Below are 23,615 nucleotides of genomic sequence, written 5' to 3'. Positions count from 1 at the left end.
TATGACGGTTGCTCTGTGGTGCGTTTTGATCGCGATTTTCCTGCCGTACCTGTGCACGGGGATCGCCAAGTTCGGCAATGGCTTCAGGCTGCAAGACAACCATGATCCGCGAGACTTTCTCGAATCGCTGAACGGGTTCGGACGACGCGCGCATGCGGCGCAGTTGAACAGTTTTGAAGTGACCCCGGCGTTCGCCGCAGCGGTGCTGGTTGCGCATCTGGTCGGCACGGCGCAGTTGGTCACGGTCAACGTGTTGGCGGTGCTGTTTATCACCAGTCGGCTGCTTTACATCATTTGCTACCTGGCGGACTGGGCGATGTTGCGGTCGCTGGTGTGGTTTGTCGGGATGGCGTTGATTGCGAGTTTCTTTTTTGTGTCGATGTGAGTCGGCGTAGCCAGGATATTTGTCGGTTGTAAGGGCCTCATCGCGAGCAGGCTCGCTCCTACAGGGTTTCGGGTGGACACAGCATTTATGTTCACCGCAGATCCACTGTGGGAGCGAGCTTGCTCGCGATAGCTATCTGACCAACGACAGATGATTCAAGGCTTCACCGCATCCGCCACCTGCGGCACTTGCGGCAGCGCTGCACCTTTTGGCCACAGCATCCAGATCTGCCCTTGCTGCTTCATGTCGCCAGCCAGTTGCCCGGCTGCTTCGCCGGTGCCCCAGAACAAATCGGCGCGGACTTCGCCGGCAATCGCGCCGCCGGTATCTTGCGCCGCGACCGGCCGCACCAGTGCGCTGCCATCCGGTTTGGTCGTCGATAACCACAACAGGCTGCCCAGCGGAATCACCTTGCGATCCACCGCCGCGCTGTAACCGGCCGTCAATGGCACGTTGAGCGAGCCGCGTGGCCCTTCGTTGCTGTCCGGGTTTTGCGTGAAGAACACATAGCTGGGGTTGCTCGCCAGCAGTTGCGGAATGCGCTCGGGATTGGCTTTTGCCCACGCGCTGATGGCGCCCATGGTCACTTCTTCTTTCTTCAGTTCACCCTGTTCGACCAACCAGCGACCGATCGGCCGATAGGGGTGGCCGTTCTGGTCGGCATAGGCGATGCGCAACTGGCGACCGCTGTCGAGCGGGATGCGTCCCGAGCCCTGGATTTGCAGGAATTGCAGGTTCATCGGATCCGTCAGCCAGGCAACCACCGGCGCCTTGACGCCGTTGTTCTCGATGGTGGCAGCGTCGTCATAAGGCTTGAGCACCCGACCTTCGAGGCGTCCGCGCAGGCGTTTGCCCTTGAGTTCCGGATAAATGCTGTCCAGTGAGACAACGATCATGTCTTCGGGCACGCCGTAGACCGGAATGTTCGCCACTTCGGTCTGGGTCAGGCTGCCGGGGTAGACCGGTTCGTAGTAACCGGTGATCAAGCCATTCGGGTTGTCGTTGGCGGCGCGCAGGCCATAGACGTCGAGGTTTTGTTTGAGGAAACCGCGGATTGCATCGGCGCTGGCCGGCACATTGGCGGACGCGGCGCAGGTCTGGCCCCAGATCGGATCAGCCTTGAGGCGTGTGCAGGCGCTGCGCCAGGAACCGAAACCGGCCACCAGGTCAGCGTCGGACACAGCTGGCAATGCTTCCCACGTGGCGCTGGTGTAAGTCGCCAATGCGTGGGTTTTGGGGGCGTTGTTTTCGCCGCCGGTGCAGCCTGCGAGCACGGCTACCATCGGCAGGGTCCAGGTCAGGCGGGGGCGCCAGGCCTTGAAACGGCTGTTCATGGAGTAATTCCTTTGACGGTCGCCCGAGTGCTCCATGCGCTCAAACAACCCTTATTGATAATAGGGCTATTGGTGTTTGCCGATGACGCGAGGATACTGGCCGCCGTTTCCCGTAACCTGAAGCCACCATGACTCTTAAAAGACTTTCCGTTGTATTGCTGGCCTGCCTGACGTTGTCCGCTTGCGGGGGGGTCGACCCCAATTCTCCGTTGGGTCAGCGCAAGGCGATTTTCAAGCAAATGCTCAAGACCGGCGAAGATCTGGGTGGCATGTTGCGTGGACGCATCCCGTTCGATGGGCCGAAATTTGCCGACGGTGCGGTGAAGCTTGATGCGTTGTCTCACGAGCCGTGGAAACATTTCCCGCAGGTGCGCGAAGAAGATCACACCAGCGCCAAGGACGATGTCTGGCAGCAACAGGCACGCTTCCAGGAAATGGCCCGCAACCTCGAAACCGCCACCGGTGAATTGGTGGTGGCCAGCAAGGTCCAGCCGTACAAGGCCAGCAACCTTGGGCCGGCGGTGCAGAAAGTCGAAGATGCCTGCAGTGCGTGCCATAAACAGTTTCGGGATCATTGATCTAGCGGTGTGTATTCCCTGTGGCGAGGGGGCTTGCCCCCGTTCGGCTGCGAAGCGGTCGTCAATTCGGCCCGCGCGGTCGATCTGATTATCCGCGTCTGCTGATTTGGGGTCGCTCCGCGAGCCAGCGGGGGCAAGCCCCCCCGCCACAAAAGCTCCCTCGCAACGCCTAGGTCCTACTTATCCAGTTCATCCAGCGCTTCCTGCAATTCCTTGCGGGATTCGGCGAGTTTGTCTTTGCGTTTGTTGATCTTCTCGGCGTCGCCCTTGCTCATGGCTTTGTCGAGGTCGGCCTGGCGTTTGCTGACGTCATGCTTGGCTTCAAGCACCTTGTTTTCGCGTTCCTTTTTCAGCGAAGCGTCGGTGCAGTGTTCGGTGACTTCGCGCAGGGCGGTTTCCAGACCTGCTTGTTGATCGGCATTGCCATGGCTCTTGGCCAATTCGATCTGGTTGACGATGCCTTGTTTCTTGGCTGCGCAGCCGGACAGGCCGGGGGCGTCTTCTGCCGCCATCACTGGCGCGGCCATCACGCCGCATAGGGTCAGCAGGGCGAGCGGTGTGAAAAATTTCATAAAAGCTCCATGCGAAAAAAATGATCGAGTCGATGTGGCAATGGGCTGTTTGAGCGCAGCGCCAGCATTGGGTTCCCGGGCCGCCGGGCATTGTTGGTCACTGGAAACCGTCAATCCCCGCCACGCGTAACGTTTCACTCAAGGCCAATACCTGCGGGTCGCGGAAAAATGCGCTCAACTGCGCTGCGCGTCCCGGGCCAATGCCTGCTTCGGCCTGCCATTGTTCATTGCTTCGTTGCGCCAGTGCCTGCCATGAATCGGCGAGAACGGCCTGGCCCGTCGGGGGTAATCCCAGTGCTTTGAGCCAGCTTGCAAACGGGCGCTGGCGGGCACTTTCGAAACTGCCAAAAAGACGAGCGCTGCTGCGCTCGCCGAAGCCGTTAATGTTAGCAAGCTCTTGCGCATCGAGTGTCAACCAATCCAGCAGGCTATTCAGGCGGCCTGTTTCGAAAAGTTTCTCCCAGGTGCCCGGCCCGACATGCGGCAGGGCCAGGCCTTTTTTACCGCTGAGCCAAGCCAGGCGCGCAAGAAATTGGCTCTCGCAACCCGGCGTCGGCTGCCAGCAGCTCAAGTGATGAAAGTCAGCCGCCAGCGGCGCGTTGACTTCGATGCGTTCGGCGCTGCGCAATACCACTTCGTCGAGCCGGGGAATGGTCAGCCCCGCGAGGCTGATGGCGACCTGATCACCGGGGCGAATGTCCATCTGCTCCCAGCGCTGCAACGAGCTGACGCTCACCCGCTTGATCTGCCGGTCATCGAGCTGCACCGGCACCAGTTCCAGCACCGGCGTGATCCGCCCGGTGCGGCCGATCTTGAAATTGACTTTGCGCACCTCGGCCAACGCTTGGGCGAAAGGATATTTCCACGCCACGCTCCAATACGGCGGCCGCGCCTGCCAGCGTTCGGCGACGGGCCGTTGATCCTGGCGCAGGACCACGCCGTCACTGGCGAAGGGCAGTGGCGAGCGATACCAGTGATCGCGCCAGCGCTGCGCATCGGCGATTGAGTCGATCGGCTGGCTGTACAGCGCGGTAATCGGGAAACCCAATTGCGCCAATGCCGCCACCCGTTCCGGCAAATTCTCCGGACCTTGCGGCCAGTCCCAGACAAACAAGCCAATGCCACCCGCTTGCTCGGCACTCAGCACTTTGCGCGCCATCAGGCCGGCCACGGTCGAGCGCGCATTGAGGCTGCCGGCCTGCGCTTGCACGTGGTCGGCCAGGCGCCAATAGAGCTCGCCTTGCACCAGTAAATCTTGCGCCTGCGGCAGGCGCTGGGGAATCGCGCGGATCTGCCGCGCGGAGGCAGTCCAGTCCTGGCCGTTGACGCCATCACCACGACTGATCGCCTGATGCAGCAGGCCGTTGCGGTAGATCAGCGACACCGCGACACCATCGACTTTGGGTTGAATCCACACCTGCTTGCGGTCGCGCAGCCAATCCTCCACGGCGCGTTGATCGTGGAGTTTTTGCAGGCCGGTGTGAGCGATCGGGTGGGCGACTTTGCCCGCGGCGGTTTGCAATGGTTGGTCGGCGGAGACGAGGTTGAAGCAGTGGCGCCATTGCGTGAGGCGGGCGCGGGACTGGTCGTAGAGTTCGTCGGCGATCAGCGAGCGGCCGTTGCGGTGGTAACTGTCGTCCCACTGGTCGATCTGTTTTTGTGCGGCGTCGATTTCGACTGTCGCGCGGGCGGGTGTCCAGTCGGGGCAGGTGTCCGCGTTGACGGTGAGTGAGGTCAGGAGAAAAGCCAACAGCAGGTAGCGCAGCATCGAGAGCATCCTTGCTCGGGTAGATGCTGGAAGGCTAGGTCAGTATTGGGAAGTGCGAGGGCGGGTTGTTTTGCAGGATGTGGCGGGGTGATGCGGATGACGCCATCGCGGGCAAGCCTCGCTCCTACGGGGTGAGCGTTGTTTTGAGTATTCACGAGCCCCTGTAGGAGCGAGGCTTGCCCGCGAAGGCAGCAACTCGGTCCCGAGCGCCAGCCAATAAAAAGCCCCGCACGGCGCGAACCGTGCGGGGCTGGGTGCAGCAGGAAAAGTCTTACAAGCCAGCCGCCAGACGCAGGTCGTCGGCGCGGTCGGTTTTTTCCCAAGTGAACGTGGTGAAGGTGTCGTCGCCCACGGTCTTGGTTTGCGGCGTGCGGCCGAAGTGGCCGTAGGCTGCGGTTTCCTGGTACATCGGGTGCAGCAGGTCGAGCATGGTGGTGATTGCGTATGGACGCAGGTCAAACACTTCGCGAACCAGTTTGACGATCTTGTCGTCGCTGATTTTGCCAGTGCCGAAGGTGTTCAACGAGATCGACGTAGGCTGGGCCACACCAATCGCGTAGGAAACCTGAATCTCGCAACGCTCGGCCAGGCCGGCAGCGACGATGTTCTTCGCCACATAACGACCGGCATAAGCGGCCGAACGGTCAACCTTCGATGGATCCTTGCCGGAGAACGCGCCGCCGCCGTGACGGGCCATGCCGCCATAGCTGTCGACGATGATCTTGCGACCAGTCAGGCCGCAGTCGCCCACCGGGCCACCGATGATGAACTGGCCAGTCGGGTTGATGTGGAACTGGGTGTCTTTGCTCAGCAATTCGGCAGGCAACACGTGCTTGACGATCAGCTCCATCACGCCTTCGCGCAGGTCTTTGTACGACACTTCCGGGTTGTGCTGGGTCGACAGAACAACAGCGTCGATACCGACAACCTTGCCGCCTTCGTAACGGCAAGTTACTTGCGACTTGGCGTCCGGGCGCAGCCATGGCAGCAGGCCGGATTTACGCGCTTCGGCCTGACGCTGCACCAGTTGGTGCGAGAAAGTGATCGGTGCAGGCATCAGCACGTCGGTTTCGTTGCTGGCGTAGCCGAACATCAGACCCTGGTCGCCGGCGCCCTGATCTTCAGGTTTGGCACGGTCGACACCCTGGTTGATGTCAGGGGACTGCTTGCCGATGATGTTCATCACGCCGCAGGTCGCGCCGTCGAAGCCGACGTCGGAGCTGTTGTAGCCGATATCGAGAATCACGTTACGGACGATATCTTCCAGGTCGACCCAGGCCGACGTGGTGACTTCACCTGCGATGATGGCTACGCCGGTCTTGACCATGGTTTCGCACGCAACGCGAGCGAACTTGTCTTCAGCAATGATGGCGTCCAGCACCGCATCGGAAATCTGGTCGGCGATTTTGTCCGGATGCCCTTCGGACACGGACTCGGAGGTGAAGAGGGAGTATTCGCTCATCTCGATTTTTTCCTGAATTTACCGATGGTGAGTGTCGCCAGTCGGCCGCTGAAAATGGCGGACCTGAATCTGGAAACCATTACGTAAGCCTACATAGAGGCTTTCCCCGGGAACGAGTCCCGCAGCGGTGGCCCAACGGGCCAAATCGTCCTGTTCAAACCCCAACCACAGATCACCGCAGGCCTCCCTGGCCCAACTCTGGTTGTGGCTACATAACTCTGTCACTAACAGGCTACCGCCCGGTTTCAGCAGGCCGGCCATGTGTTTGAGTGCCTCGGCCGGCGCGGCGAAATGGTGCAGCACCATGTTCAGTACAACGCAATCGGCGGTCAGGCTGACGCCATTCAATGCATCGGCCAATTGCAGGCTGACGTTAGTCAGCGCATCGCGCACGCACACCTGGCGCGCCAGTTCGAGCATCGCCGCGCTGTTGTCCAGCGCCGTCACCTGCGTGAAGCGGCGCGCCAGTTCCGGCAGAAAGCTGCCATCGCCGGGGCCGACTTCGATGGCCGTTGCGCCATCGCTGAAACTCAACTTGTCGAGCAGCGCCACCACGCTTTCGCGGTACTGCGGCAGGCCGGCGATCAAGTCTTGCTGGGCGCGAAATTTCTCCGCCACCCGTGAGAAAAAGTCCTGGCTGGCCGCCGCCCGTTGCCCGTGAACCTGGGCGATGCGCGATTGCACATCGGCCGGCAGGGTCAGGTTGTCCACTTCTTCGAGCAGGGCCGCGTGCAGCTTGCCGCCCAGCAGGTCGGTGTGGGGCAGGGCGCGACGGTAGAAAATCGCATTGCCTTCACGGCGAGTCGCCACCAGATCGGCCTGGGCCAATACCTTGAGGTGATGACTCATGCCCGACTGACCCATGCCAAAGATCTGCGCCAGTTCCAGCACGCCAAACGAATCGTTGGCCAACGCGCGCAATACATTCAGGCGCAGAGGATCGCCGCCGGCCTTGCACAGGGCCGCCAGCTCATCGCAATCGTCATGTTGAATGGAAGGCACGCGTAAATTCATAAGGCCAGCAGTCTAGTGACGGTCAGAAAACCCCGCAAGGGCAATATCAAAAAGTTTTGATATTGCTCGATAGATGGCACTTCTCGACGAGGTGTTCACTCTACAAACCAAGAGCGGAAAGGTTTCACCTGCAGAAACCGCCGTTATCCATGGGAAAAACGTCTCCAGATGACTATCTGTCATTGCCCCGAGGCGGCCCGGTGAGGGAAAATGCTCGCCTTTTTTCCGATTCGTTTTATTCAATCCCCCAGGAGATCAGCGATGCCAAGCCGTCGTGAGCGTGCCAACGCCATTCGTGCCCTCAGCATGGATGCCGTGCAAAAAGCCAACAGCGGCCATCCCGGTGCCCCTATGGGTATGGCGGATATCGCCGAAGTACTTTGGCGTGACTACCTGAAGCACAACCCGAGCAATCCATCGTTCGCCGACCGTGACCGCTTCGTGCTGTCCAACGGCCACGGCTCGATGCTGATCTACTCGCTGCTGCACCTGACCGGCTATGACCTGTCGATCGATGACCTGAAAAACTTCCGCCAACTGCACAGCCGCACCCCGGGCCACCCGGAATTCGGCTACACGCCTGGCGTTGAAACCACCACCGGTCCACTGGGCCAGGGCCTGGCGAACGCCGTGGGTTTCGCCCTCGCGGAAAAAGTCATGGCGGCGCAGTTCAACCGTCCTGGCCACAACATCGTTGATCACCACACCTACGTGTTCCTCGGTGATGGCTGCATGATGGAAGGCATTTCCCACGAAGTCGGCTCGCTGGCCGGTACGTTGGGCCTGGGCAAACTGATCGCCTTCTACGATGACAACGGCATCTCTATCGATGGCGAAGTCGAAGGCTGGTTCACCGACGACACGCCGAAGCGTTTCGAAGCCTACAACTGGCAGGTGATCCGCAACGTTGACGGTCACGACCCGGAAGAAATCAAGACCGCCATCGAAACTGCGCGCAAAAGCGAGCGGCCGACGCTGATCTGCTGCAAGACCACCATCGGTTTCGGTTCGCCGAACAAGCAGGGCAAAGAAGACTGCCACGGCGCCCCGCTGGGTGACGCGGAAATCACGTTGACCCGCGCTGCGCTGAACTGGAACCACGGCCCGTTCGACATCCCGGCTGACATCTACGCCGAGTGGGACGCCAAGGAATCCGGTCGCGCCGTTGAAGCCGAGTGGGACCAGCGTTTCGCTGCTTACTCCGCTGCATTCCCGACCGAAGCCAACGAACTGATCCGTCGTCTGAGCGGCGAACTGCCGGCCGACTTCGCCGAAAAAGCCTCGGCTTATATCGCTGAAGTCGCGGCCAAGGGCGAGACCATCGCCAGCCGTAAAGCCAGCCAGAACGCACTGAATGCCTACGGCCCGCTGTTGCCGGAACTGCTGGGCGGCTCCGCTGACCTCGCTGGTTCCAACCTGACCTTGTGGAAAGGTTGCAAAGGCGTAACGGCTGAAGACGCCAGCGGCAACTACATGTACTACGGCGTTCGCGAGTTCGGCATGAGCGCGATCATGAACGGCGTGTCCCTGCACGGCGGTCTGGTGCCTTACGGCGCAACCTTCCTGATGTTCATGGAATACGCGCGCAACGCCGTCCGCATGGCCTCGTTGATGAAGAAGCGCGTGGTGTTCGTCTACACCCACGACTCCATCGGTCTGGGCGAAGACGGCCCGACGCACCAGGCAGTCGAGCAATTGACCAGCCTGCGCACCACGCCAAACCTCGACACCTGGCGTCCAGCCGATGCCGTTGAATCGGCGGTGTGCTGGAAGTACGCAATCGAACGCAAGGACGGCCCTTCGGCGCTGATCTTCTCGCGTCAGAACCTGCAGCATCAGGAACGTGATGCCGGCCAGATCGCCGACATTGCCCGTGGCGGTTACGTGTTGAAGGACTGCGCAGGCGAGCCTGAGCTGATCCTGATCTCCACCGGTTCGGAAGTGGGCCTGGCGGTTCAGGCTTACGACAAACTGACCGCGCAAGGTCGCAACGTGCGTGTGGTTTCGATGCCTTGCACCAGCGTGTTCGATGCTCAGGACGCCGGTTACAAGCAAGCAGTCCTGCCGTTGCAAGTCAGCGCGCGTATCGCCATCGAAGCCGCGCACGCGGACTACTGGTACAAGTACGTGGGCCTGGAAGGTCGCGTGATCGGCATGACCACCTACGGCGAGTCGGCGCCTGCGCCAGCCTTGTTCGAAGAGTTCGGCTTCACTCTGGAAAACATCCTGGGTCAGGCTGAAGAGCTGCTGGAAGACTAAGTCTGAAGGATGCGTTGTCCGGGCTGGCCTCTTCGCGGGCAAGCCTCGCTCCTACAAGGGATCGTGTTGTTTTTCATGACAACCGAAAACCTGTAGGAGCGAGGCTTGCCCGCGAAGGCGTCGGCCCTGCCACCACTGCAACAACGGATTCACCACGGTAATCGAGAACCCCATGCCTCAACCGCGTCCTTACAAAGTTGCACTCAACGGCTACGGCCGCATTGGTCGTTGCGTCTTGCGTGCGTTGTTTGAGCGAGGCGAGAAAGCCGGGTTTGAAATTGTCGCGATCAACGATCTGGCGGATATGGCCAGCATCGAATACCTGACACGCTTTGACTCCACTCACGGGCGATTCCCCGGCGAAGTGCGCGTTGAAGACGATTGTCTGCATATTAATGGCGACTGCGTGAAGGTCCTGCGCAGTGCCACCCCCGAAGGCATCGATTGGGCGTCACTGGGCGTCGATCTGGTGCTGGAATGCTCCGGCGCTTACCACACGCGCGCCGATGGCCAGCGCTTTCTCGACGCTGGCGCGCCGCGTGTGCTGTTTTCCCAGCCGATGGCCAGCGAGGCGGATGTCGACGCCACCATCGTCTACGGCGTGAACCAGGATTGCCTGACCGGCGGCGAACTGCTGGTGTCCAACGCATCCTGCACCACCAACTGCGGCGTGCCGCTGTTGCGCTTGCTGGATCAGGCCATTGGTCTGGAATACGTGTCGATCACCACCATTCACTCGGCGATGAACGATCAACCGGTCATCGATGCTTATCACCACGAAGACCTGCGCCGCACCCGTTCGGCGTTCCAATCGGTGATCCCGGTGTCCACTGGTCTGGCGCGTGGCATCGAACGGCTGCTGCCGGAACTTGCCGGGCGAATTCAGGCCAAAGCCGTACGCGTGCCGACCGTCAACGTGTCGTGCCTCGACATTACGATGCAAACCGTCAGCGACACCGACGCCACCGAGGTCAACCGGATCCTGCGCGAGGCCGCCACCACTGGCCCGCTCAAAGGCCTGTTGGCCTACACCGAGTTGCCGCACGCCAGTTGTGATTTCAATCATGACCCTCATTCGGCCATCGTCGATGCCAGTCAGACCCGTGTTTCCGGCCCACGGCTGGTGAACATCCTGGCTTGGTTCGACAACGAATGGGGGTTTGCCAATCGAATGCTGGATGTTGCGGAACACTATCTGCAGGCAGCCGGCTCTCCAAAACACTGCACCCCAAAACAGTAGGAAATGCGACCCATGACCGTGTTGAAGATGACCGACCTCGATCTGCAAGGTAAGCGCGTATTGATCCGCGAAGACCTCAACGTCCCGGTCAAGGACGGAGTTGTCACCAGCGATGCGCGAATCCTGGCTTCGCTGCCGACCATCAAGCTGGCCCTGGAAAAAGGCGCGGCGGTGATGGTTTGCTCGCACCTTGGGCGTCCGACCGAAGGCGAATTCTCGGCCGAGAACAGCCTCAAGCCTGTCGCCGACTACCTGAGCAAGGCGCTGGGCCGCGACGTGCCGCTGGTGGCCGACTACCTGAACGGCGTTGACGTGAAGGCCGGCGACATCGTTTTGTTCGAGAACGTGCGCTTCAACAAAGGTGAGAAAAAGAACGCTGACGAACTGGCCCAGCAATACGCCGCCCTGTGCGACGTGTTCGTGATGGACGCCTTCGGCACCGCTCACCGCGCCGAGGGTTCGACCCACGGCGTCGCCAAGTTCGCCAAAGTCGCCGCTGCTGGCCCGTTGCTGGCCGCTGAACTGGACGCACTGGGCAAAGCCCTCGGCGCCCCGGCGCAACCGATGGCCGCCATCGTTGCCGGCTCCAAGGTCTCGACCAAACTCGACGTGCTCAACAGCCTGAGCCAGATCTGCAACCAGTTGATCGTCGGCGGCGGCATTGCCAACACCTTCCTCGCGGCGGCCGGTCACCCGGTCGGCAAATCCCTGTACGAGCCAGACCTCCTGGACACCGCGCGCGAAATCGCCGGCAAAGTCAGCGTGCCGTTGCCGGTCGACGTCGTGGTTGCCAAGGAATTCGCGGAAAGCGCCACTGCCACCGTCAAGCTGATCGCCGATGTGGCCGCAGACGACATGATTCTGGACATCGGCCCGCAGACCGCAGCCCATTTCGCCGAGCTGCTGAAGTCGTCGAAAACCATTCTGTGGAACGGCCCGGTCGGCGTGTTCGAATTCGACCAGTTCGGCAACGGCACCAAAGTGCTGGCCCAGGCCATCGCAGAAAGTTCGGCGTTCTCCATCGCTGGCGGCGGCGACACCTTGGCCGCCATCGACAAATATGGCGTTGCTGACAAGATCTCCTACATTTCCACTGGCGGCGGTGCGTTCCTCGAGTTCGTCGAAGGCAAGGTGCTGCCAGCGGTTGAAGTTCTGGAAAGCCGGGCCAAGGCCTGAGTCCAATCCTGTGACCAGGCAAAGGAGTGTTGACATGGTCAGGCACATAGCGCTGTTGATCATCGCGGTTTCGCTGGCAGCTTGCGGGAGTAATCCCAATGCCCAGCCTGAACCTGCGCCGACTGCGCCGGATGAAAAAGGCTGTTATCAGGCCGATTGGCAAGCGGAAACCAATCCGGTGCTCAACAAGCGTTCCGGGCCTGACGGCCTGGACAAATACGAGACCCAGACCCCGGCCAAGGAACATGGCTGCCCTTGATGGGTCTGACTCATTACTCAAGGCTGGCGGCGTGCGCCGTCGGTCGAGGAACACGGATGAAAGGCTTTATCGCCATCATGGCGCTGGCACTGCTGGCAGGTTGCTCCACGTTCAACCTGTTCGACGCGTCGGCACCTGCGGACAACTGGACCACCTGGACCTGCGACAGCGAGGCCAAAGTGCTCTGGCGCTACACCGATGACAGTCGCAAGGAAGTCGACGTGCGCCTCGGCGGGGCCGATCAGGTCTACCGCTTGAAGCTTGAACCGGGCGCCGAAGGTTCGCTGTACAGCGACGACATGCTGGCGTTTCACGTAAAAGGTGAGGAAGGCCTGGTGTACTGGGTCGCCACCAACGATTTGATTGGCCGCGGTTGTAAAGCCGAGTAATCGTAGGCTCGCGCCAAACCTGTAGGAGCGAAGCTTGCTCGCGATGAGGCCAGCACATTCAACACATGTGTTGGCGGTTAAACCGCTTTCGCGAGCAAGCTTCGCTCCTACAGGTAATCGATGGCTCGTAGAGATTTAGGCAATACCGAATGAGCGGACCGGCCTCACCCCCGATCTGCAATAACTTGAATAGCCGCCGCCGCTACGGCAGGCTGGCACGATTAACGACCCAAACCGGGAGAGACACACACAATGGCACTTATCAGCATGCGCCAGATGTTGGACCACGCAGCCGAATTCGGCTACGGCGTTCCAGCCTTCAACGTCAACAACCTTGAGCAGATGCGCGCCATCATGGAAGCCGCTGACAAGACTGACTCCCCGGTGATCGTCCAGGCCTCGGCCGGTGCGCGCAAATACGCAGGCGCGCCGTTCCTGCGTCACCTGATCCTGGCGGCAATCGAAGAATTCCCGCACATCCCGGTGTGCATGCACCAGGATCACGGCACCAGCCCTGACGTCTGCCAGCGCTCGATCCAACTGGGCTTCAGCTCGGTGATGATGGACGGCTCCCTTGGCGAAGACGGCAAGACCCCGACCGACTACGACTACAACATCCGCGTTACCCAACAAACCGTGGCCATGGCTCACGCCTGCGGCGTTTCGGTAGAAGGCGAGCTGGGCTGCCTGGGTTCGCTGGAAACCGGCATGGCCGGTGAAGAAGACGGCATCGGCGCAGAAGGCGTGCTCGATCACAGCCAAATGCTCACCGACCCGGAAGAAGCCGCTGACTTCGTCAAACGCACCCAGGTCGACGCCTTGGCCATCGCCATCGGCACCAGCCACGGCGCCTACAAATTCACCAAGCCACCTACCGGCGACGTGTTGGCCATCGACCGCATCAAAGAAATCCACAAACGCATCCCGAACACCCACCTGGTGATGCACGGCTCGTCCTCCGTGCCACAAGACTGGCTGGCGATCATCAACCAGTACGGCGGCGACATCAAAGAAACCTACGGCGTGCCGGTTGAAGAAATCGTCGAAGGCATCAAGCACGGCGTGCGCAAGGTCAACATCGACACCGACCTGCGCCTGGCGTCCACCGGTGCGATGCGTCGCCTGATGGCTACCAACCCGAGCGAATTCGACCCACGTAAATTCTTCGGCGCCACCGTGACCGCCATGCGTGATGTGTGTATCGCTCGTTACGAAGCGTTTGGTACTGCCGGTAATGCTTCGAAGATCAAGCCGATCTCGTTGGAAGCGATGTATCAGCGTTATCTGAAGGGTGAGTTGAACGCTAAGGTTAACTAAGCCTGGGCGTTAAACAGCGTTGATGAAAAACCCGCCGAGAGGCGGGTTTTTTTGTGGGCGCTAATTCTAACTATTGATAGCGGCAGAAGGTGCCTGAAATGTCCCTGTGAAAGACAGCAGTAGTTTGAACGTTGAAAGAAACGGCCGGTATGAATGACGTTTATATTGTTCAATCAAGTTACAGTGACGTATAACTTTTCGCTCCAATAGGAAGTCGTAGTGTTGTCCGTTTGCCGTACCTGAACTTCATAGGTTCCTTTGAGTTTGTCCTCCAGCAAAATTTTATAGTTTGCAGCAAATGCAAAAGTGCCGTCGGAATTAACGGGGCCGGCTCCCAGGTAAGCTCCCGTTCCTGCTTGGCATACATCAATTCTCCAGCCTGCGATTCCTCCGTATCCTTGAATGCTTATCTGACCGGAACCGCCGGTTGCTCCCTGTAATACGGGTGCACTAACGTTTGTCATGATTTAAAACTCCATTTTTTCGATTCGTTAGTAATGCTAAGGGAGAGCATTCGCTATCTCCGTTAGATATGTTTTCATGTTTCGTCGTTAGGATAGGTTGGGCGTAGTTGTACGTAACCTGTAAGAATTGACAGTTATTTATATTTATTTGTAATAAAAAAAAGGATTGGGTGGTGATTGTTAAATCGAGGTGTCAATAGGTAATGATTGCTCCGTGTGCTGGAGGGGTTGGCAAATCGGTTTGTACTACTTTGGAAATAAAAACCCCCATATGTGCGGGTTTTTATTGTTGGAAATTTATTAAGGCTTGTTGGGCGTATCAAACCCACGCTGCTCAATCACCTTAAACACATCACTGACATCCCGGAGCAGGATCAAGGCGATGTTGGTGACGGTGTTGATGTCGTTCTCGGCGTAGTCGGGCAGGCTGGTGCAGGCCATCAGGTTGAGGTATTTGAGGACGGCGTTGAGGCGTTCGCTGACGCAGTTGTGTAATTCGCGGATCGGCGCGTCGCTGTCGATGACGAGGACGGGATAGTCGGTGGCGAGTTGGGACATGGGGGTGAAGCGGCGCGGCGGATTGCTCATGGTCATTAGTAAATCTTCCTTGTGCTTAATAAAGAAGAGCTACTGCCGTTCGCTGCGAATCGAATGGGTGGTAGCTGCGTGCGGGTTCGCAGACCGAGGCACAAGGAACCCGGCAGACCCGAAGGTCTCCCACACGCAGCCACCATAAAACGAACTGCGGGCGTTAAAACGACCATCGTTTGTTATGGAGCTTGGTTGCCATTGCGCTGTAGGGCTGCGAAACCCTATCGCCGACTGCTGTCAGCGACGGGGCGAACTATAAGCCGCGACTTTGATGGCTGCAACCGCACCGTAGGACGCCGGATAACCCTTGTGGCGAGGGGGCTTGCCCCCGTCCGGCGGCGCAGCCGTCGTAAAACCGGGCACTAAGGTGCGGCTGTAGGAAACAGGTGGCAGGGTTTGGGGCCGCTTCGCAGCCCGACGGGGGCAAGCCCCCTCGCCACAAGAGGTCATTTCCTACGAGATTTTCGGACGGTAATGGAATTGATTGGGGCCGCTGCGCAGCCCGACGGGGGCAAGCCCCCTCGCCACAAAAGGTAATTTCCTACGAGATTTTCGGCGGGTAATGGAATTGATTGGGGCCGCTTCGCAGCCCGACGGGGGCAAGCCCCCTCGCCACAAGAGGGAATTTCCTACGAGATTTTCGGACGGTAATGGAATTGATTGGGGCCGCTGCGCAGCCCGACGGGGGCAAGCCCCCTCGCCACAGGGCAGATGGCTTACTTGTCGTGATCAATATCCAGTTTGCTGAAGGTCACTTTGCCGCCCTCGCTGGTGTAACCGGTGTTGTCCTGCACGTACACGCCAGCCTTGAAATACAGCGGCTTCACGCGCCAAGTGGCGCTGATGTTCGAATCCCACTGATAACCCGCCGCGCTGATACCCAGTTGCCCGCCGGGGCTCAGGTGGATCAGGTAGGAAAACTCCTGATCGAGTTTCACCCCGGTGGCGATGATAATCACCCGGCCTTCGCCGTCGTCCGGGTGCATGCGCACTTTGGCGACGATGTTGCCAGTCTCGGTTTTGGTCTTGTATTGATACTCGACCTTGACCATCGGCTTCTGACTTTCATACGCGTGGATCTGCCCGATCACAATCTTGCCGGAGCTGGGCACCTGATTGACCGCCAGCGTTGCGCGCAAGGTGTTGTCCGCGTCCGGATAAAGCCAATTACGCAACGTACCGTTGCTGTAGGTTTCGCGAAGTTCGGTGCGCGGGTACTTGGCGTTTTCGGTTTTGGAGCCCGTGACCGGTGACCAGAAAAACAGCGTGCCGGTATTGGAATGGAAGTATTGGTCCTTGAAGCCGTTCACCAGTTTGGACGTTTCGACGGTGTATGGCGGATTGCCGACAGGAACACTGAGGTTCCATGTTGCGAGATCGATCATAGACAAAGCTTCCACAAATTCAGGCTGCACGCCCGTGCCAGAAGCTCTGGCACGGGCCTTGGAGGGCGCTCTTTATAAGCGTAGCGGGGGTTTTTGTTAATGCCCGCCCGGCAGATGATTGGCGTCAACATCCTGTCGAAATGCCATCTTTCCCGGTTTCAGGGGGCTGTAGCGCCGACCGTTAGTCGGCTTATAGAAGCTTTGAATCAACGATGGCGAGATGACACCTACTGCTTTTGCCGTTCCGGGTCTAGAGTGAAGGCTCAGTACGTGTCCGGTTTTCACAAGAAATCGGCCTGAATGTCCAGACAAGAGAAGCAGCATGGAATGCGCTCAACCAACGCCAGGTGATGGTAGCTCTGTCCTTTTAATCGTTGATGATTACCCTGAAAACCTGATCAGCATGCGCGCATTGTTGCAGCGCCAGGATTGGCAGGTCATGACCGCCGCCTCGGGTTTCGAGGCGCTCAGTTTGCTCCTCGAACACGATATCGACCTGGTGCTGCTGGATGTGCAGATGCCCGGCATGGACGGTTTTGAAGTCGCGCGCCTGATGCGCGGCAGTCAACGCACGCGCCTCACGCCGATCATTTTCCTCACCGCCAACGAGCAGTCCCAAGACGCCGTGATCAAGGGTTACGCCAGTGGCGCGGTGGATTACCTGTTCAAACCGTTCGACCCGCAAATCCTCAAACCGAAAGTCCAGGCCTTGCTTGAGCATCAGCGCAATCGCCGCGCGTTGCAGCGCTTGAGCCACGATTTGGAGCTGGCTCGCGCCTTCAACGCCTCGGTGCTGGACAACGCCGCCGAGGGCATTCTGGTGGTGGGCGAGGACGGCTTGATTCGTTTTGCCAACCCAGCGATGTCGCGGTTGCTCAATGCTACGGTGACGGAGTTGCAGGGGCGGGAGTTTCTCGATTTCCTGCAAAAACCGCACATTCCGGTGTGGGCCGATTCCGACCTTTATGTCGGATACACGCGCGGCGAAACCTTGCGTTTGCACGATGCGCTGCTGCGCACGGCGCCGGGCCAGCAAGTGCCAGTGGCGTTGTCCTGCGCGCCGTTGCCGGCCGAGCAGCACGCGATGGTGGTGACGGTGCTGGACATGTCGGTGGTGCGGCATCTGCATCAGCAACTCGAATTTCAAGCGGTGACCGACCCGCTGACCGGGCTGCTCAATCGCCGCGGTTTTCACCAGACTGTGGATAACTTGCTGCTGCGCGGCGAGCGGTCCGACGGCGCCTGGGTGCTGTTGTACCTCGACCTCGATGGTTTCAAACGGGTCAACGATTCCCTCGGCCACGATGCCGGCGACCGCGTGTTGCGTTGGGTGTCCGAACAACTGAAGGCGTGCCTGCGACCGTTCGACATTCTCGCGCGCATGGGCGGCGACGAGTTCACCGCGTTGCTCGATCTGGAATTCCCCGAGCAAGCGGCGAAGATTGCTGAAAAGCTGATCGAGCGCGTGTCCATTTGTCAGCAGATTGAAGGCCTGGACATCGCCCTCGGCGCCAGTATCGGCATCGCCACCTACCCGGACTGCGGCTCGAACCTCGACGGCTTGCTGCGTGCGTCCGACATCGCGATGTATGAAGCCAAGCGCGCCGGGCGGCAGCAATATCGCTTTTACGATCATGAAATGAACGGCCGCGCGCGCTCGCGTCTGATGCTGGAAGAGAGCGTGCGCACGGCCATCGAAAACCGCGATTTCAATCTGGTTTATCAGCCGCAAGTGGCGATTGATGGCGGCCAAGTGCGCGGCTTCGAAGCGTTGCTGCGCTGGCAGCACCCGAGTGTTGGCGATGTGCCGCCGGGGCTGTTTTTACCGTTGCTCGAAGAGGCTCGGCTGATCAGCCGTCTCGGCAGCTGGATTTATCACCGCAGCGCCCAGCAACGCAAAGCCTGGGAAACCCTGTTCGCCGAGGATCTGGTGCTCGGTGTGAGTTTGAGCAGCACGCAATTTGGCATGCCGAACCTAGTCACGGAGTTGCGGCAAACCCTGGAACGGCATGACCTCAAGCCGTGGCAAATCGAAGTCGAAGTGACCGAAGACGCACTGATGCTCAACCCTGACGAAACCCGCAAGCAGCTGCGCTTGCTGCGCAATCTCGGGGTGCGCGTAGCGTTGGATGACTTTGGCTCGGGGCCGTGTTCGCTGACGCATTTGCGCGACCTGGAACTGGACACGCTCAAGCTTGATCGGCACCTGATCGCGCGGCTGCCGGAGTCGGCGCGCGATGCGTCGCTGGTGCGCACGGTGATCGATTTGTGCAAGCAATACGGTTTGCTGGTGATCGCCGAAGGCGTGGAAACCGTGGCGCAATACGAGTGGCTGCAAGCCAATGGCTGCGAGTACGTGCAGGGGTTTCTGGTGGCGCGGCCACTGATGGCCGAGGATGCCGACGACTTTGTGCGCCCGTTTGACTGGAGCGCGCTGAGCGGCTGAATTCGCTACACTGGCGACCTTTTGATGATCGTGTTGCCCGCCCAATGACCGCGTTGAAATACCTCCAGGCCTATCCCGCCGCGTTGCAGGATCAAGTGCGCCAGCTGATCGCCGACGGTCGGCTGGGTGATTACTTGAGCCAGCGTTACCCGCAAAAACACGCCGTGCAAAGTGACAAGGCGTTGTACACCTACGCGTTGGAGTTGAAGCAGGAATACCTGCGCAACGCGCCGGGCATTGACAAGGTCTTGTTCGACAACCGCCTCGACCTGACCCACCGCGCCTTGGGCCTGCACACCACGATTTCGCGGGTGCAGGGCGGCAAGCTCAAGTCCAAGAAGGAAATCCGCGTGGCGTCGCTGTTCAAGGAAGCGCCGTCGGCCTTTCTGAAAATGATCGTGGTGCACGAGTTGGCGCACTTCAAAGAGTCGGATCACAACAAGGCGTTCTACAAACTGTGCGAACACATGTTGCCGGGGTATCACCAGGTCGAGTTCGATTTGCGCGTGTACCTGACGTGGCGCGACATGCAATCGGAATAAAAGGAAGGCCTGGATGGATGTCAGCAAAACCAAAAGCAGCTTCTACCGCCGGTTGTACGTGGCGTACCTGATCGATAGCGGGTTGGCCAGCAGCGTGCCGACGCTCACCGAAGTCACCGGTATGCCCCGGCGCACGGCGCAAGACACCATCGCGGCGCTGGCCGATCTGGACATCGTCTGCGAGTTCGAGCAGGAGGATGGCGCGCGCAATCACGCCGGGTGCTACCGGATTCGTGATTGGGGGGCGATTGATCGGCGGTGGATTGAGGGTAATTTGCGCCAGATAAAGGAAGTGTTGGGGTATCCCTGAAGTAGGTGGCGCCAGTCTTGACGCCATCGCGAGCAAGCTCGCTCCCACAGGGGATTTATGGTTTGCCGGCGATCTACGACACGACATATTTCCCCTGTGGGAGCGAGCTTGCTCGCGATGGGGCCCTCAGAGACGCCGCATCCCGATATGCGGAATATCATCCTCCAGATATTCCTCACCCACCGCGACAAACCCGTATCGCCCGTAATACCCCTGCAAATGCGCCTGCGCCGACAGGTAAATCGGCACGTCCGGCCAGCGTTTCTCAGCCTGCTTCAACGCCTGTTCCATCATCTGATGGCCCAGCCCCTGGCCCCGACCTTGCGGCGCGGTCAGCACCCGACCGATCACGACGTCGCCGCCCTGCGACTCCGGGTCGAGCAAGCGCAGGTACGCGACCAGCACATCACCATTCCAGCCCATCAAATGGCAGGTATCACCTTCCAGGTCCTGGCCGTCGACGTCCTGATAAGCACAGCGCTGCTCGACCACAAACACTTCGGCGCGCAATTTCAAAATGGCGTACAGCTGCTCTTTACCCAGATCGTTGTGATGTTTGCAGACCCACTCGATAGTCATCTTCTTATTCCTTGAACAACGTCCTGCCGATACTAGGCGACCTGACGAAAGATGTCTCGGTGGCTGATAAATCTGTGACAAAGGCCAAAATGCCATCATTCATTTCGCGCGGCCGCTGCTGCTTTGTGTACTCTGCAAGTCAGCACTGTGCGCCGGCTTCAATGAGCTAAAGTTGAGTACCGGTTCACCGGTCTCCGCGTTTCGGAGTCTTCGCTGAAAAACATCCCGGGCAGCCCGCCCGCCAAGGATTTTCTAGCATGCCGCGATTGCATCGAGCCTTTGCTTTGATTGGATTGCTGTTGCTGACTCAGAACGCGGCGGCGGAAAAGCTGCGTCTGGTGGCCGATAACTGGCCGCCGTTCACCGATGCCACGTTGATCAACGGCGGCCTGGCCACCGACATCGTCAGCACCGCGCTGGCCCGCGCCGGGTATGCCAGCGAGTTCGAGCAAGTGCCGTGGGCGCGGGCGTTGCTGGGTGTCGGCGAGGGCCGCTATGACGTGTTGGTCAACGCCTGGTACAACGACGAGCGGACCCAACTTGGGCAGTTTTCCGCCGAATACCTGCTCAATCGCGTGCGCTTCATCAAGCGCAAAGACGCGCCCATCGAATACAACAATTTGCAGCAATTGCACACGTACCCGATTGCGGTGGTGCGCGGTTACGCCTATTCGCCGGAATTCGATGACGACGCCGCGTTGCAGAAAATCCCTGTGCATAACTTCGCGATGGCCGTGCGCATGCTTGCCGCGGACCGGGTGCAACTGACGCTGGAAGATGAGTTTGTCGCGCGTTATTACCTGTCGCGCGAATCGGCGAAGGTGCGCAACTCGGTGGAGTTTCTGCCCAAGCCGTTGAGTGAGAACAGCCTGCATATTCTGGTCAGCCTGAAAAACCCCAGGCATCAGCAGATCGTTGCCGGGTTTGATCGGGAGATTGCGGCGATGAAGGCGGATGGCAGTTATGAGCGATTGATGAAGCAGCATGGGATGTGAAGGGCTGCGGCAAGTTCTGAGCGGCGAGCCGCAAGTTGCTCGGCGGTGTTGCCGATGACGCCTTCGCGGGCAAGCCTCGCTCCTACATTGGAAATGCGTTGCCCTTGTAGGAGCGAGGCTTGCCCGCGAAGAGGCCCGCCCAGTCACTGCAAATCTCAATCCTGGCGGGTGTCCTTGATCAAATGCGCCGCCAACGTGCGCAACGGCCCCAATTGCCGGCAGATCAGCGCCAGTTGCGTCTGCACCAATCGCTGCCCTTCATCGATCTCGTCCGGCATCTGCTCCAGCGCATTGGCCAGCGCTTCCTCTTCATCGCTCTGAATCGCAATCGGTGTTTTGCTCGCCAGCCCTTGGGCGATTTCGTCGATGCTCGCGGCCAGGCTCACGCCGGCGCCGTCGATCAAATGCTCGCGCACGTCCGGCGGCAATTGTGTTTCCCGGTGTGCGCCGAGGCCTGACAAGTAACTCAGCAGCGTGTGCGACAACACCAGAAAACGGAAACCGACGTCCGCTTCCTTCCGGAAATGCCCCGGCTCCATCAGCATGTTCGCCAACGTGGTCGACAGCGCCGCGTCGGCGTTGTGCGCGTTGCGGCGGGCTAGTCGATAAGCAAGGTCATCACTTTTGCCGGCGGCGTATTGCTGCATGATCTGGCGCAGGTAAATGCTGTTGCAGGTCAGGGTGTTGGCCAGCACTTTGTTCAGGCGTCGGCCCTGCCAGTCGGGCAGGAACAGGAACACCGCGAGCCCGGCGATCAGGCTGCCGAGCAAGGTATCGAACAGGCGTGGCAGGAACAGTCCGTAACCGTCGCCAACCTGATTGAAGCAGAACAGCACCATGATCGTGATCGCGGCGGTGGCCAAGGTGTAGCGCGTGGTGCGGCTGATAAAGAACACCACCCCGGCGGCGATCGCGAAACACGATTGCACCAGCGGATTGGGGAACAGATCGAACAATGCCCAGGCGATGGTCAGGCCGATCGCCGTGCCGATGATCCGCTGGCCGAGTTTGCGTCGCGTGGCGCCGTAGTTCGGTTGGCAGACGAACAGCGTGGTGAGGATGATCCAGTAGCCTTGCGACGGGTGAATCAAATGCACCATCGCGTAGCCGATGCTCAGCGCCAGCGGCAGGCGCAGGGCGTGGCGGAACAGCAACGAGGTCGGCGTCAGTTGCGTGCGCAAGCGCAGCCAGACGTCTTTGAAGTTGCGCGGCGAGCGGTCGAGCAGGCTGCTGTCGGTGGCGTCGGCGAGGGCGTCGGGGTTGCTCGCGTCGCTGAGCAAACGGTCGAGCGTGCCGAGGTTGGCCGCCAATGCGCGCAACGAGCGCAGGAGCCCGCGCCACGCTGGGTTGCTTTGCACGCGCAGGTGTTCGAGGGAGGCGTGCAGGTCGCCCAGCGCTTCGGCGAAACTGGCGTCATAGACGAACGGCTGGCGCATCTGGATGGATTCGGCGAGCGCCCGGCAGGCCTTGCCTTGCTGGCGCAGCAGGCGTTGGCAGCGGAACATCACGTCGCTGTGAAAGAACGCCTCGGCCAGCGCGTTGTACGGATAGTGCGACGAACTGGCGCGCTCGTGGATGTCCTGGGCGAGGAAGTACAGTTTGAGGTAACGGCTGACTTTCGACCCCGGCCGACCGTTGCCGACCCGGTGCAGGATGATCTCTTTGGCGACGTTCAGCGCCGCGACCACACGCCCGTTTTGCTGCGCCAGTTCGAGGCGCCGCGCCTCGGTGTCCATCTGCCGGATCGGTTCGAACAGCGACGATTTGAGCTTCAGGTACAGGCCCAATTCGCGGAACAGCCGCGCCAGGCTTTGCTGCACCGGCTGATTGGAAAACAACGCCTGCCACAGCACCGAGAGCACGCCGTACCACGCGGCGCCGGCCACCAGCAGCAGCGGCTCGTGCCAGAAATCGGTGACCGCGCCGCCGCGCTGGTCGACGCCGATCATGGTGTAGACCGCGAGGATCAACGTCGCCGAGGCAATCGCGCCATAGCGTTCGCCGAGGGCGCCGAGCATGGTCAGGCCGAAACTGGCCAGCGCCAGGGCGACGATGAAAATGATCGGGTAGGGGAAGAGTAATTCGACCGCTAGCGCGGCGACGCTGAAACACACCAGCGTCACGGCCAGCGCGTTGAGGCGGCCCTGCCAACTGTCGTCGGTTTCAGCGAGGGCGCTGGCGATGATGCCCAGGAACAACGGGATCAGCAGCGCCATTTCGTCCTGATACCAGCACACGGCCATGCTGCCGGTCAGGGCGATGAACACCCGCACGCTGTAGCTGAATTTATCCAGCGCCCAGAGGCGACGCAGAGACTGAGTAAAAGAAGTCGATGACATGAAGTGCGAAGGCCTTCCGAGGCAATGCCGCTAAATTGAGCCAGTAATGACGTCGACGCAATGGCGCCGATCACATCTGACAGCAAAATCTGTTCCCTGATATCACAAGCGACCCCCCTGTAGGAGTGAGCCTGCTCGCGATGAGGGCGTGTCAGTCAGAAATTATTTGCCTGACCCGGCGCTATCGCGAGCAGGCTCACTCCTACAGGGG

At 59.9% G+C, this 23,615-nt stretch carries 22 protein-coding genes; 12 read left to right on the top strand and 10 right to left on the bottom strand.

Annotated elements, in window-relative coordinates:
* Position 1: 1 nt before the first annotated feature.
* Positions 2-385 (top strand): MAPEG family protein, encoded by a 384-nt coding sequence (locus BI292_RS21850; protein ID WP_092276924.1) that lies wholly within the window; start codon positions 2-4, stop codon positions 383-385.
* Positions 386-540: 155 nt separating this feature from the next.
* On the opposite strand, the gene BI292_RS21845 is transcribed toward BI292_RS21850, so the two are convergent.
* Positions 541-1,719: a murein transglycosylase A gene (locus BI292_RS21845; protein WP_101209137.1), complete on the bottom strand. Its 1,179-nt coding sequence runs from the start codon at positions 1,717-1,719 to the stop codon at positions 541-543.
* Between the two features lie 128 nt (positions 1,720-1,847).
* Here BI292_RS21845 and BI292_RS21840 point away from each other — a divergent pair, with 128 nt between their 5' ends.
* Complete coding sequence (locus BI292_RS21840; protein WP_101209136.1) at positions 1,848-2,297, top strand: cytochrome c; 450 nt, start codon at positions 1,848-1,850, stop codon at positions 2,295-2,297.
* Positions 2,298-2,473: 176 nt separating this feature from the next.
* Here BI292_RS21840 and BI292_RS21835 read toward each other — a convergent pair whose 3' ends face one another.
* From BI292_RS21835 to BI292_RS21820, 4 genes are all read right to left on the bottom strand, one after another.
* A complete protein-coding gene (locus tag BI292_RS21835) occupies positions 2,474-2,869 on the bottom strand; it encodes a DUF1090 domain-containing protein (protein WP_092276933.1) in 396 nt (131 codons plus the stop codon).
* 97 nt (positions 2,870-2,966) lie between these two features.
* Entirely contained in the window at positions 2,967-4,646 is a 1,680-nt protein-coding gene (ligB, locus tag BI292_RS21830; protein ID WP_101209135.1) for an NAD-dependent DNA ligase LigB, read from the bottom strand.
* 262 nt (positions 4,647-4,908) lie between these two features.
* Entirely contained in the window at positions 4,909-6,099 is a 1,191-nt protein-coding gene (metK, locus tag BI292_RS21825; protein ID WP_092276939.1) for a methionine adenosyltransferase, read from the bottom strand.
* 18 nt (positions 6,100-6,117) lie between these two features.
* Positions 6,118-7,113 (bottom strand): metalloregulator ArsR/SmtB family transcription factor, encoded by a 996-nt coding sequence (locus BI292_RS21820; protein ID WP_101209134.1) that lies wholly within the window; start codon positions 7,111-7,113, stop codon positions 6,118-6,120.
* A gap of 261 nt (positions 7,114-7,374) precedes the next feature.
* On the opposite strand from BI292_RS21820, the gene tkt reads away from it, so the two are divergent.
* From tkt to fba, 6 genes are all read left to right on the top strand, one after another.
* Positions 7,375-9,372: a transketolase gene (gene tkt / locus BI292_RS21815; protein ID WP_101209133.1), complete on the top strand. Its 1,998-nt coding sequence runs from the start codon at positions 7,375-7,377 to the stop codon at positions 9,370-9,372.
* A gap of 172 nt (positions 9,373-9,544) precedes the next feature.
* The gene (gene epd, locus BI292_RS21810; protein WP_101209132.1) at positions 9,545-10,612 is read left to right on the top strand and encodes an erythrose-4-phosphate dehydrogenase; all 1,068 of its coding nucleotides are present in this window, start codon (positions 9,545-9,547) and stop codon (positions 10,610-10,612) included.
* A gap of 12 nt (positions 10,613-10,624) precedes the next feature.
* The gene (locus tag BI292_RS21805; RefSeq protein ID WP_092276951.1) at positions 10,625-11,788 is read left to right on the top strand and encodes a phosphoglycerate kinase; all 1,164 of its coding nucleotides are present in this window, start codon (positions 10,625-10,627) and stop codon (positions 11,786-11,788) included.
* Between the two features lie 34 nt (positions 11,789-11,822).
* The gene (locus BI292_RS21800) at positions 11,823-12,047 is read left to right on the top strand and encodes a hypothetical protein (RefSeq protein ID WP_101209131.1); all 225 of its coding nucleotides are present in this window, start codon (positions 11,823-11,825) and stop codon (positions 12,045-12,047) included.
* Between the two features lie 56 nt (positions 12,048-12,103).
* The gene (locus BI292_RS21795; RefSeq protein WP_092276957.1) at positions 12,104-12,436 is read left to right on the top strand and encodes an MliC family protein; all 333 of its coding nucleotides are present in this window, start codon (positions 12,104-12,106) and stop codon (positions 12,434-12,436) included.
* A 252-nt stretch (positions 12,437-12,688) separates the two neighbouring features.
* Positions 12,689-13,753 carry a class II fructose-bisphosphate aldolase gene (gene fba / locus BI292_RS21790; protein WP_054044249.1) on the top strand — a complete coding sequence of 355 codons (1,065 nt, stop codon included), beginning with the start codon at positions 12,689-12,691 and terminating at the stop codon, positions 13,751-13,753.
* Positions 13,754-13,926: 173 nt separating this feature from the next.
* Here fba and BI292_RS28820 read toward each other — a convergent pair whose 3' ends face one another.
* The 3 genes from BI292_RS28820 to BI292_RS21775 all read right to left on the bottom strand — a co-directional run bounded on the left by BI292_RS28820 (position 13,927) and on the right by BI292_RS21775 (position 16,193).
* Positions 13,927-14,217 carry a hypothetical protein gene (locus BI292_RS28820; RefSeq protein ID WP_146198988.1) on the bottom strand — a complete coding sequence of 97 codons (291 nt, stop codon included), beginning with the start codon at positions 14,215-14,217 and terminating at the stop codon, positions 13,927-13,929.
* A 300-nt stretch (positions 14,218-14,517) separates the two neighbouring features.
* On the bottom strand, positions 14,518-14,811 hold the full coding sequence (locus BI292_RS21785; protein ID WP_101209130.1) for a fructose-bisphosphate aldolase: 294 nt from the start codon (positions 14,809-14,811) through the stop codon (positions 14,518-14,520).
* Between the two features lie 713 nt (positions 14,812-15,524).
* Positions 15,525-16,193 (bottom strand): polysaccharide lyase family 7 protein, encoded by a 669-nt coding sequence (locus BI292_RS21775; RefSeq protein WP_092276969.1) that lies wholly within the window; start codon positions 16,191-16,193, stop codon positions 15,525-15,527.
* Between the two features lie 322 nt (positions 16,194-16,515).
* Between BI292_RS21775 and BI292_RS21770 the strand changes: the two genes are divergently transcribed.
* Genes BI292_RS21770 through BI292_RS21760 form a run of 3 tightly spaced genes read left to right on the top strand, consistent with a single transcriptional unit; the run spans position 16,516 to position 19,491 of the window.
* Positions 16,516-18,639 (top strand): bifunctional diguanylate cyclase/phosphodiesterase, encoded by a 2,124-nt coding sequence (locus tag BI292_RS21770; protein ID WP_101209129.1) that lies wholly within the window; start codon positions 16,516-16,518, stop codon positions 18,637-18,639.
* Positions 18,640-18,683: 44 nt separating this feature from the next.
* Positions 18,684-19,181 carry a M48 family metallopeptidase gene (locus BI292_RS21765; RefSeq protein WP_101209128.1) on the top strand — a complete coding sequence of 166 codons (498 nt, stop codon included), beginning with the start codon at positions 18,684-18,686 and terminating at the stop codon, positions 19,179-19,181.
* Positions 19,182-19,194: 13 nt separating this feature from the next.
* On the top strand, positions 19,195-19,491 hold the full coding sequence (locus BI292_RS21760; RefSeq protein ID WP_101209127.1) for a helix-turn-helix domain-containing protein: 297 nt from the start codon (positions 19,195-19,197) through the stop codon (positions 19,489-19,491).
* Positions 19,492-19,617: 126 nt separating this feature from the next.
* Here BI292_RS21760 and BI292_RS21755 read toward each other — a convergent pair whose 3' ends face one another.
* Positions 19,618-20,070, bottom strand: a complete 453-nt coding sequence (locus BI292_RS21755; RefSeq protein WP_092276982.1) for a GNAT family N-acetyltransferase — start codon at positions 20,068-20,070, stop codon at positions 19,618-19,620.
* Between the two features lie 257 nt (positions 20,071-20,327).
* Here BI292_RS21755 and BI292_RS21750 point away from each other — a divergent pair, with 257 nt between their 5' ends.
* Positions 20,328-21,065: an ABC transporter substrate-binding protein gene (locus BI292_RS21750; RefSeq protein ID WP_101209126.1), complete on the top strand. Its 738-nt coding sequence runs from the start codon at positions 20,328-20,330 to the stop codon at positions 21,063-21,065.
* A gap of 155 nt (positions 21,066-21,220) precedes the next feature.
* Here BI292_RS21750 and yccS read toward each other — a convergent pair whose 3' ends face one another.
* Complete coding sequence (gene yccS / locus BI292_RS21745) at positions 21,221-23,404, bottom strand: YccS family putative transporter (protein ID WP_101209125.1); 2,184 nt, start codon at positions 23,402-23,404, stop codon at positions 21,221-21,223.
* Positions 23,405-23,615: the final 211 nt, after the last annotated feature.

This window comes from Pseudomonas sp. 43NM1 (assembly GCF_002836905.1).
Taxonomy (GTDB): domain Bacteria; phylum Pseudomonadota; class Gammaproteobacteria; order Pseudomonadales; family Pseudomonadaceae; genus Aquipseudomonas; species Aquipseudomonas prosekii.
Note: the sequence above shows the minus strand (reverse complement) of the source record. Positions and strands in the feature narration are given on the sequence as shown.

Bases quoted from the DNA above. Each gene is read 5' to 3' on its own strand.
- BI292_RS21850 (WP_092276924.1), top strand. From the start codon at position 2: ATGACGGTTGCTCTGTGGTGCGTTTTGATCGCGATTTTCCTGCCGTAC.
- BI292_RS21845 (WP_101209137.1), bottom strand. From the start codon at position 1,719: ATGAACAGCCGTTTCAAGGCCTGGCGCCCCCGCCTGACCTGGACCCTG.
- BI292_RS21840 (WP_101209136.1), top strand. From the start codon at position 1,848: ATGACTCTTAAAAGACTTTCCGTTGTATTGCTGGCCTGCCTGACGTTG.
- BI292_RS21835 (WP_092276933.1), bottom strand. From the start codon at position 2,869: ATGAAATTTTTCACACCGCTCGCCCTGCTGACCCTATGCGGCGTGATG.
- ligB (WP_101209135.1), bottom strand. From the start codon at position 4,646: ATGCTCTCGATGCTGCGCTACCTGCTGTTGGCTTTTCTCCTGACCTCA.
- metK (WP_092276939.1), bottom strand. From the start codon at position 6,099: ATGAGCGAATACTCCCTCTTCACCTCCGAGTCCGTGTCCGAAGGGCAT.
- BI292_RS21820 (WP_101209134.1), bottom strand. From the start codon at position 7,113: ATGAATTTACGCGTGCCTTCCATTCAACATGACGATTGCGATGAGCTG.
- tkt (WP_101209133.1), top strand. From the start codon at position 7,375: ATGCCAAGCCGTCGTGAGCGTGCCAACGCCATTCGTGCCCTCAGCATG.
- epd (WP_101209132.1), top strand. From the start codon at position 9,545: ATGCCTCAACCGCGTCCTTACAAAGTTGCACTCAACGGCTACGGCCGC.
- BI292_RS21805 (WP_092276951.1), top strand. From the start codon at position 10,625: ATGACCGTGTTGAAGATGACCGACCTCGATCTGCAAGGTAAGCGCGTA.
- BI292_RS21800 (WP_101209131.1), top strand. From the start codon at position 11,823: ATGGTCAGGCACATAGCGCTGTTGATCATCGCGGTTTCGCTGGCAGCT.
- BI292_RS21795 (WP_092276957.1), top strand. From the start codon at position 12,104: ATGAAAGGCTTTATCGCCATCATGGCGCTGGCACTGCTGGCAGGTTGC.
- fba (WP_054044249.1), top strand. From the start codon at position 12,689: ATGGCACTTATCAGCATGCGCCAGATGTTGGACCACGCAGCCGAATTC.
- BI292_RS28820 (WP_146198988.1), bottom strand. From the start codon at position 14,217: ATGACAAACGTTAGTGCACCCGTATTACAGGGAGCAACCGGCGGTTCC.
- BI292_RS21785 (WP_101209130.1), bottom strand. From the start codon at position 14,811: ATGACCATGAGCAATCCGCCGCGCCGCTTCACCCCCATGTCCCAACTC.
- BI292_RS21775 (WP_092276969.1), bottom strand. From the start codon at position 16,193: ATGATCGATCTCGCAACATGGAACCTCAGTGTTCCTGTCGGCAATCCG.
- BI292_RS21770 (WP_101209129.1), top strand. From the start codon at position 16,516: ATGGAATGCGCTCAACCAACGCCAGGTGATGGTAGCTCTGTCCTTTTA.
- BI292_RS21765 (WP_101209128.1), top strand. From the start codon at position 18,684: ATGACCGCGTTGAAATACCTCCAGGCCTATCCCGCCGCGTTGCAGGAT.
- BI292_RS21760 (WP_101209127.1), top strand. From the start codon at position 19,195: ATGGATGTCAGCAAAACCAAAAGCAGCTTCTACCGCCGGTTGTACGTG.
- BI292_RS21755 (WP_092276982.1), bottom strand. From the start codon at position 20,070: ATGACTATCGAGTGGGTCTGCAAACATCACAACGATCTGGGTAAAGAG.
- BI292_RS21750 (WP_101209126.1), top strand. From the start codon at position 20,328: ATGCCGCGATTGCATCGAGCCTTTGCTTTGATTGGATTGCTGTTGCTG.
- yccS (WP_101209125.1), bottom strand. From the start codon at position 23,404: ATGTCATCGACTTCTTTTACTCAGTCTCTGCGTCGCCTCTGGGCGCTG.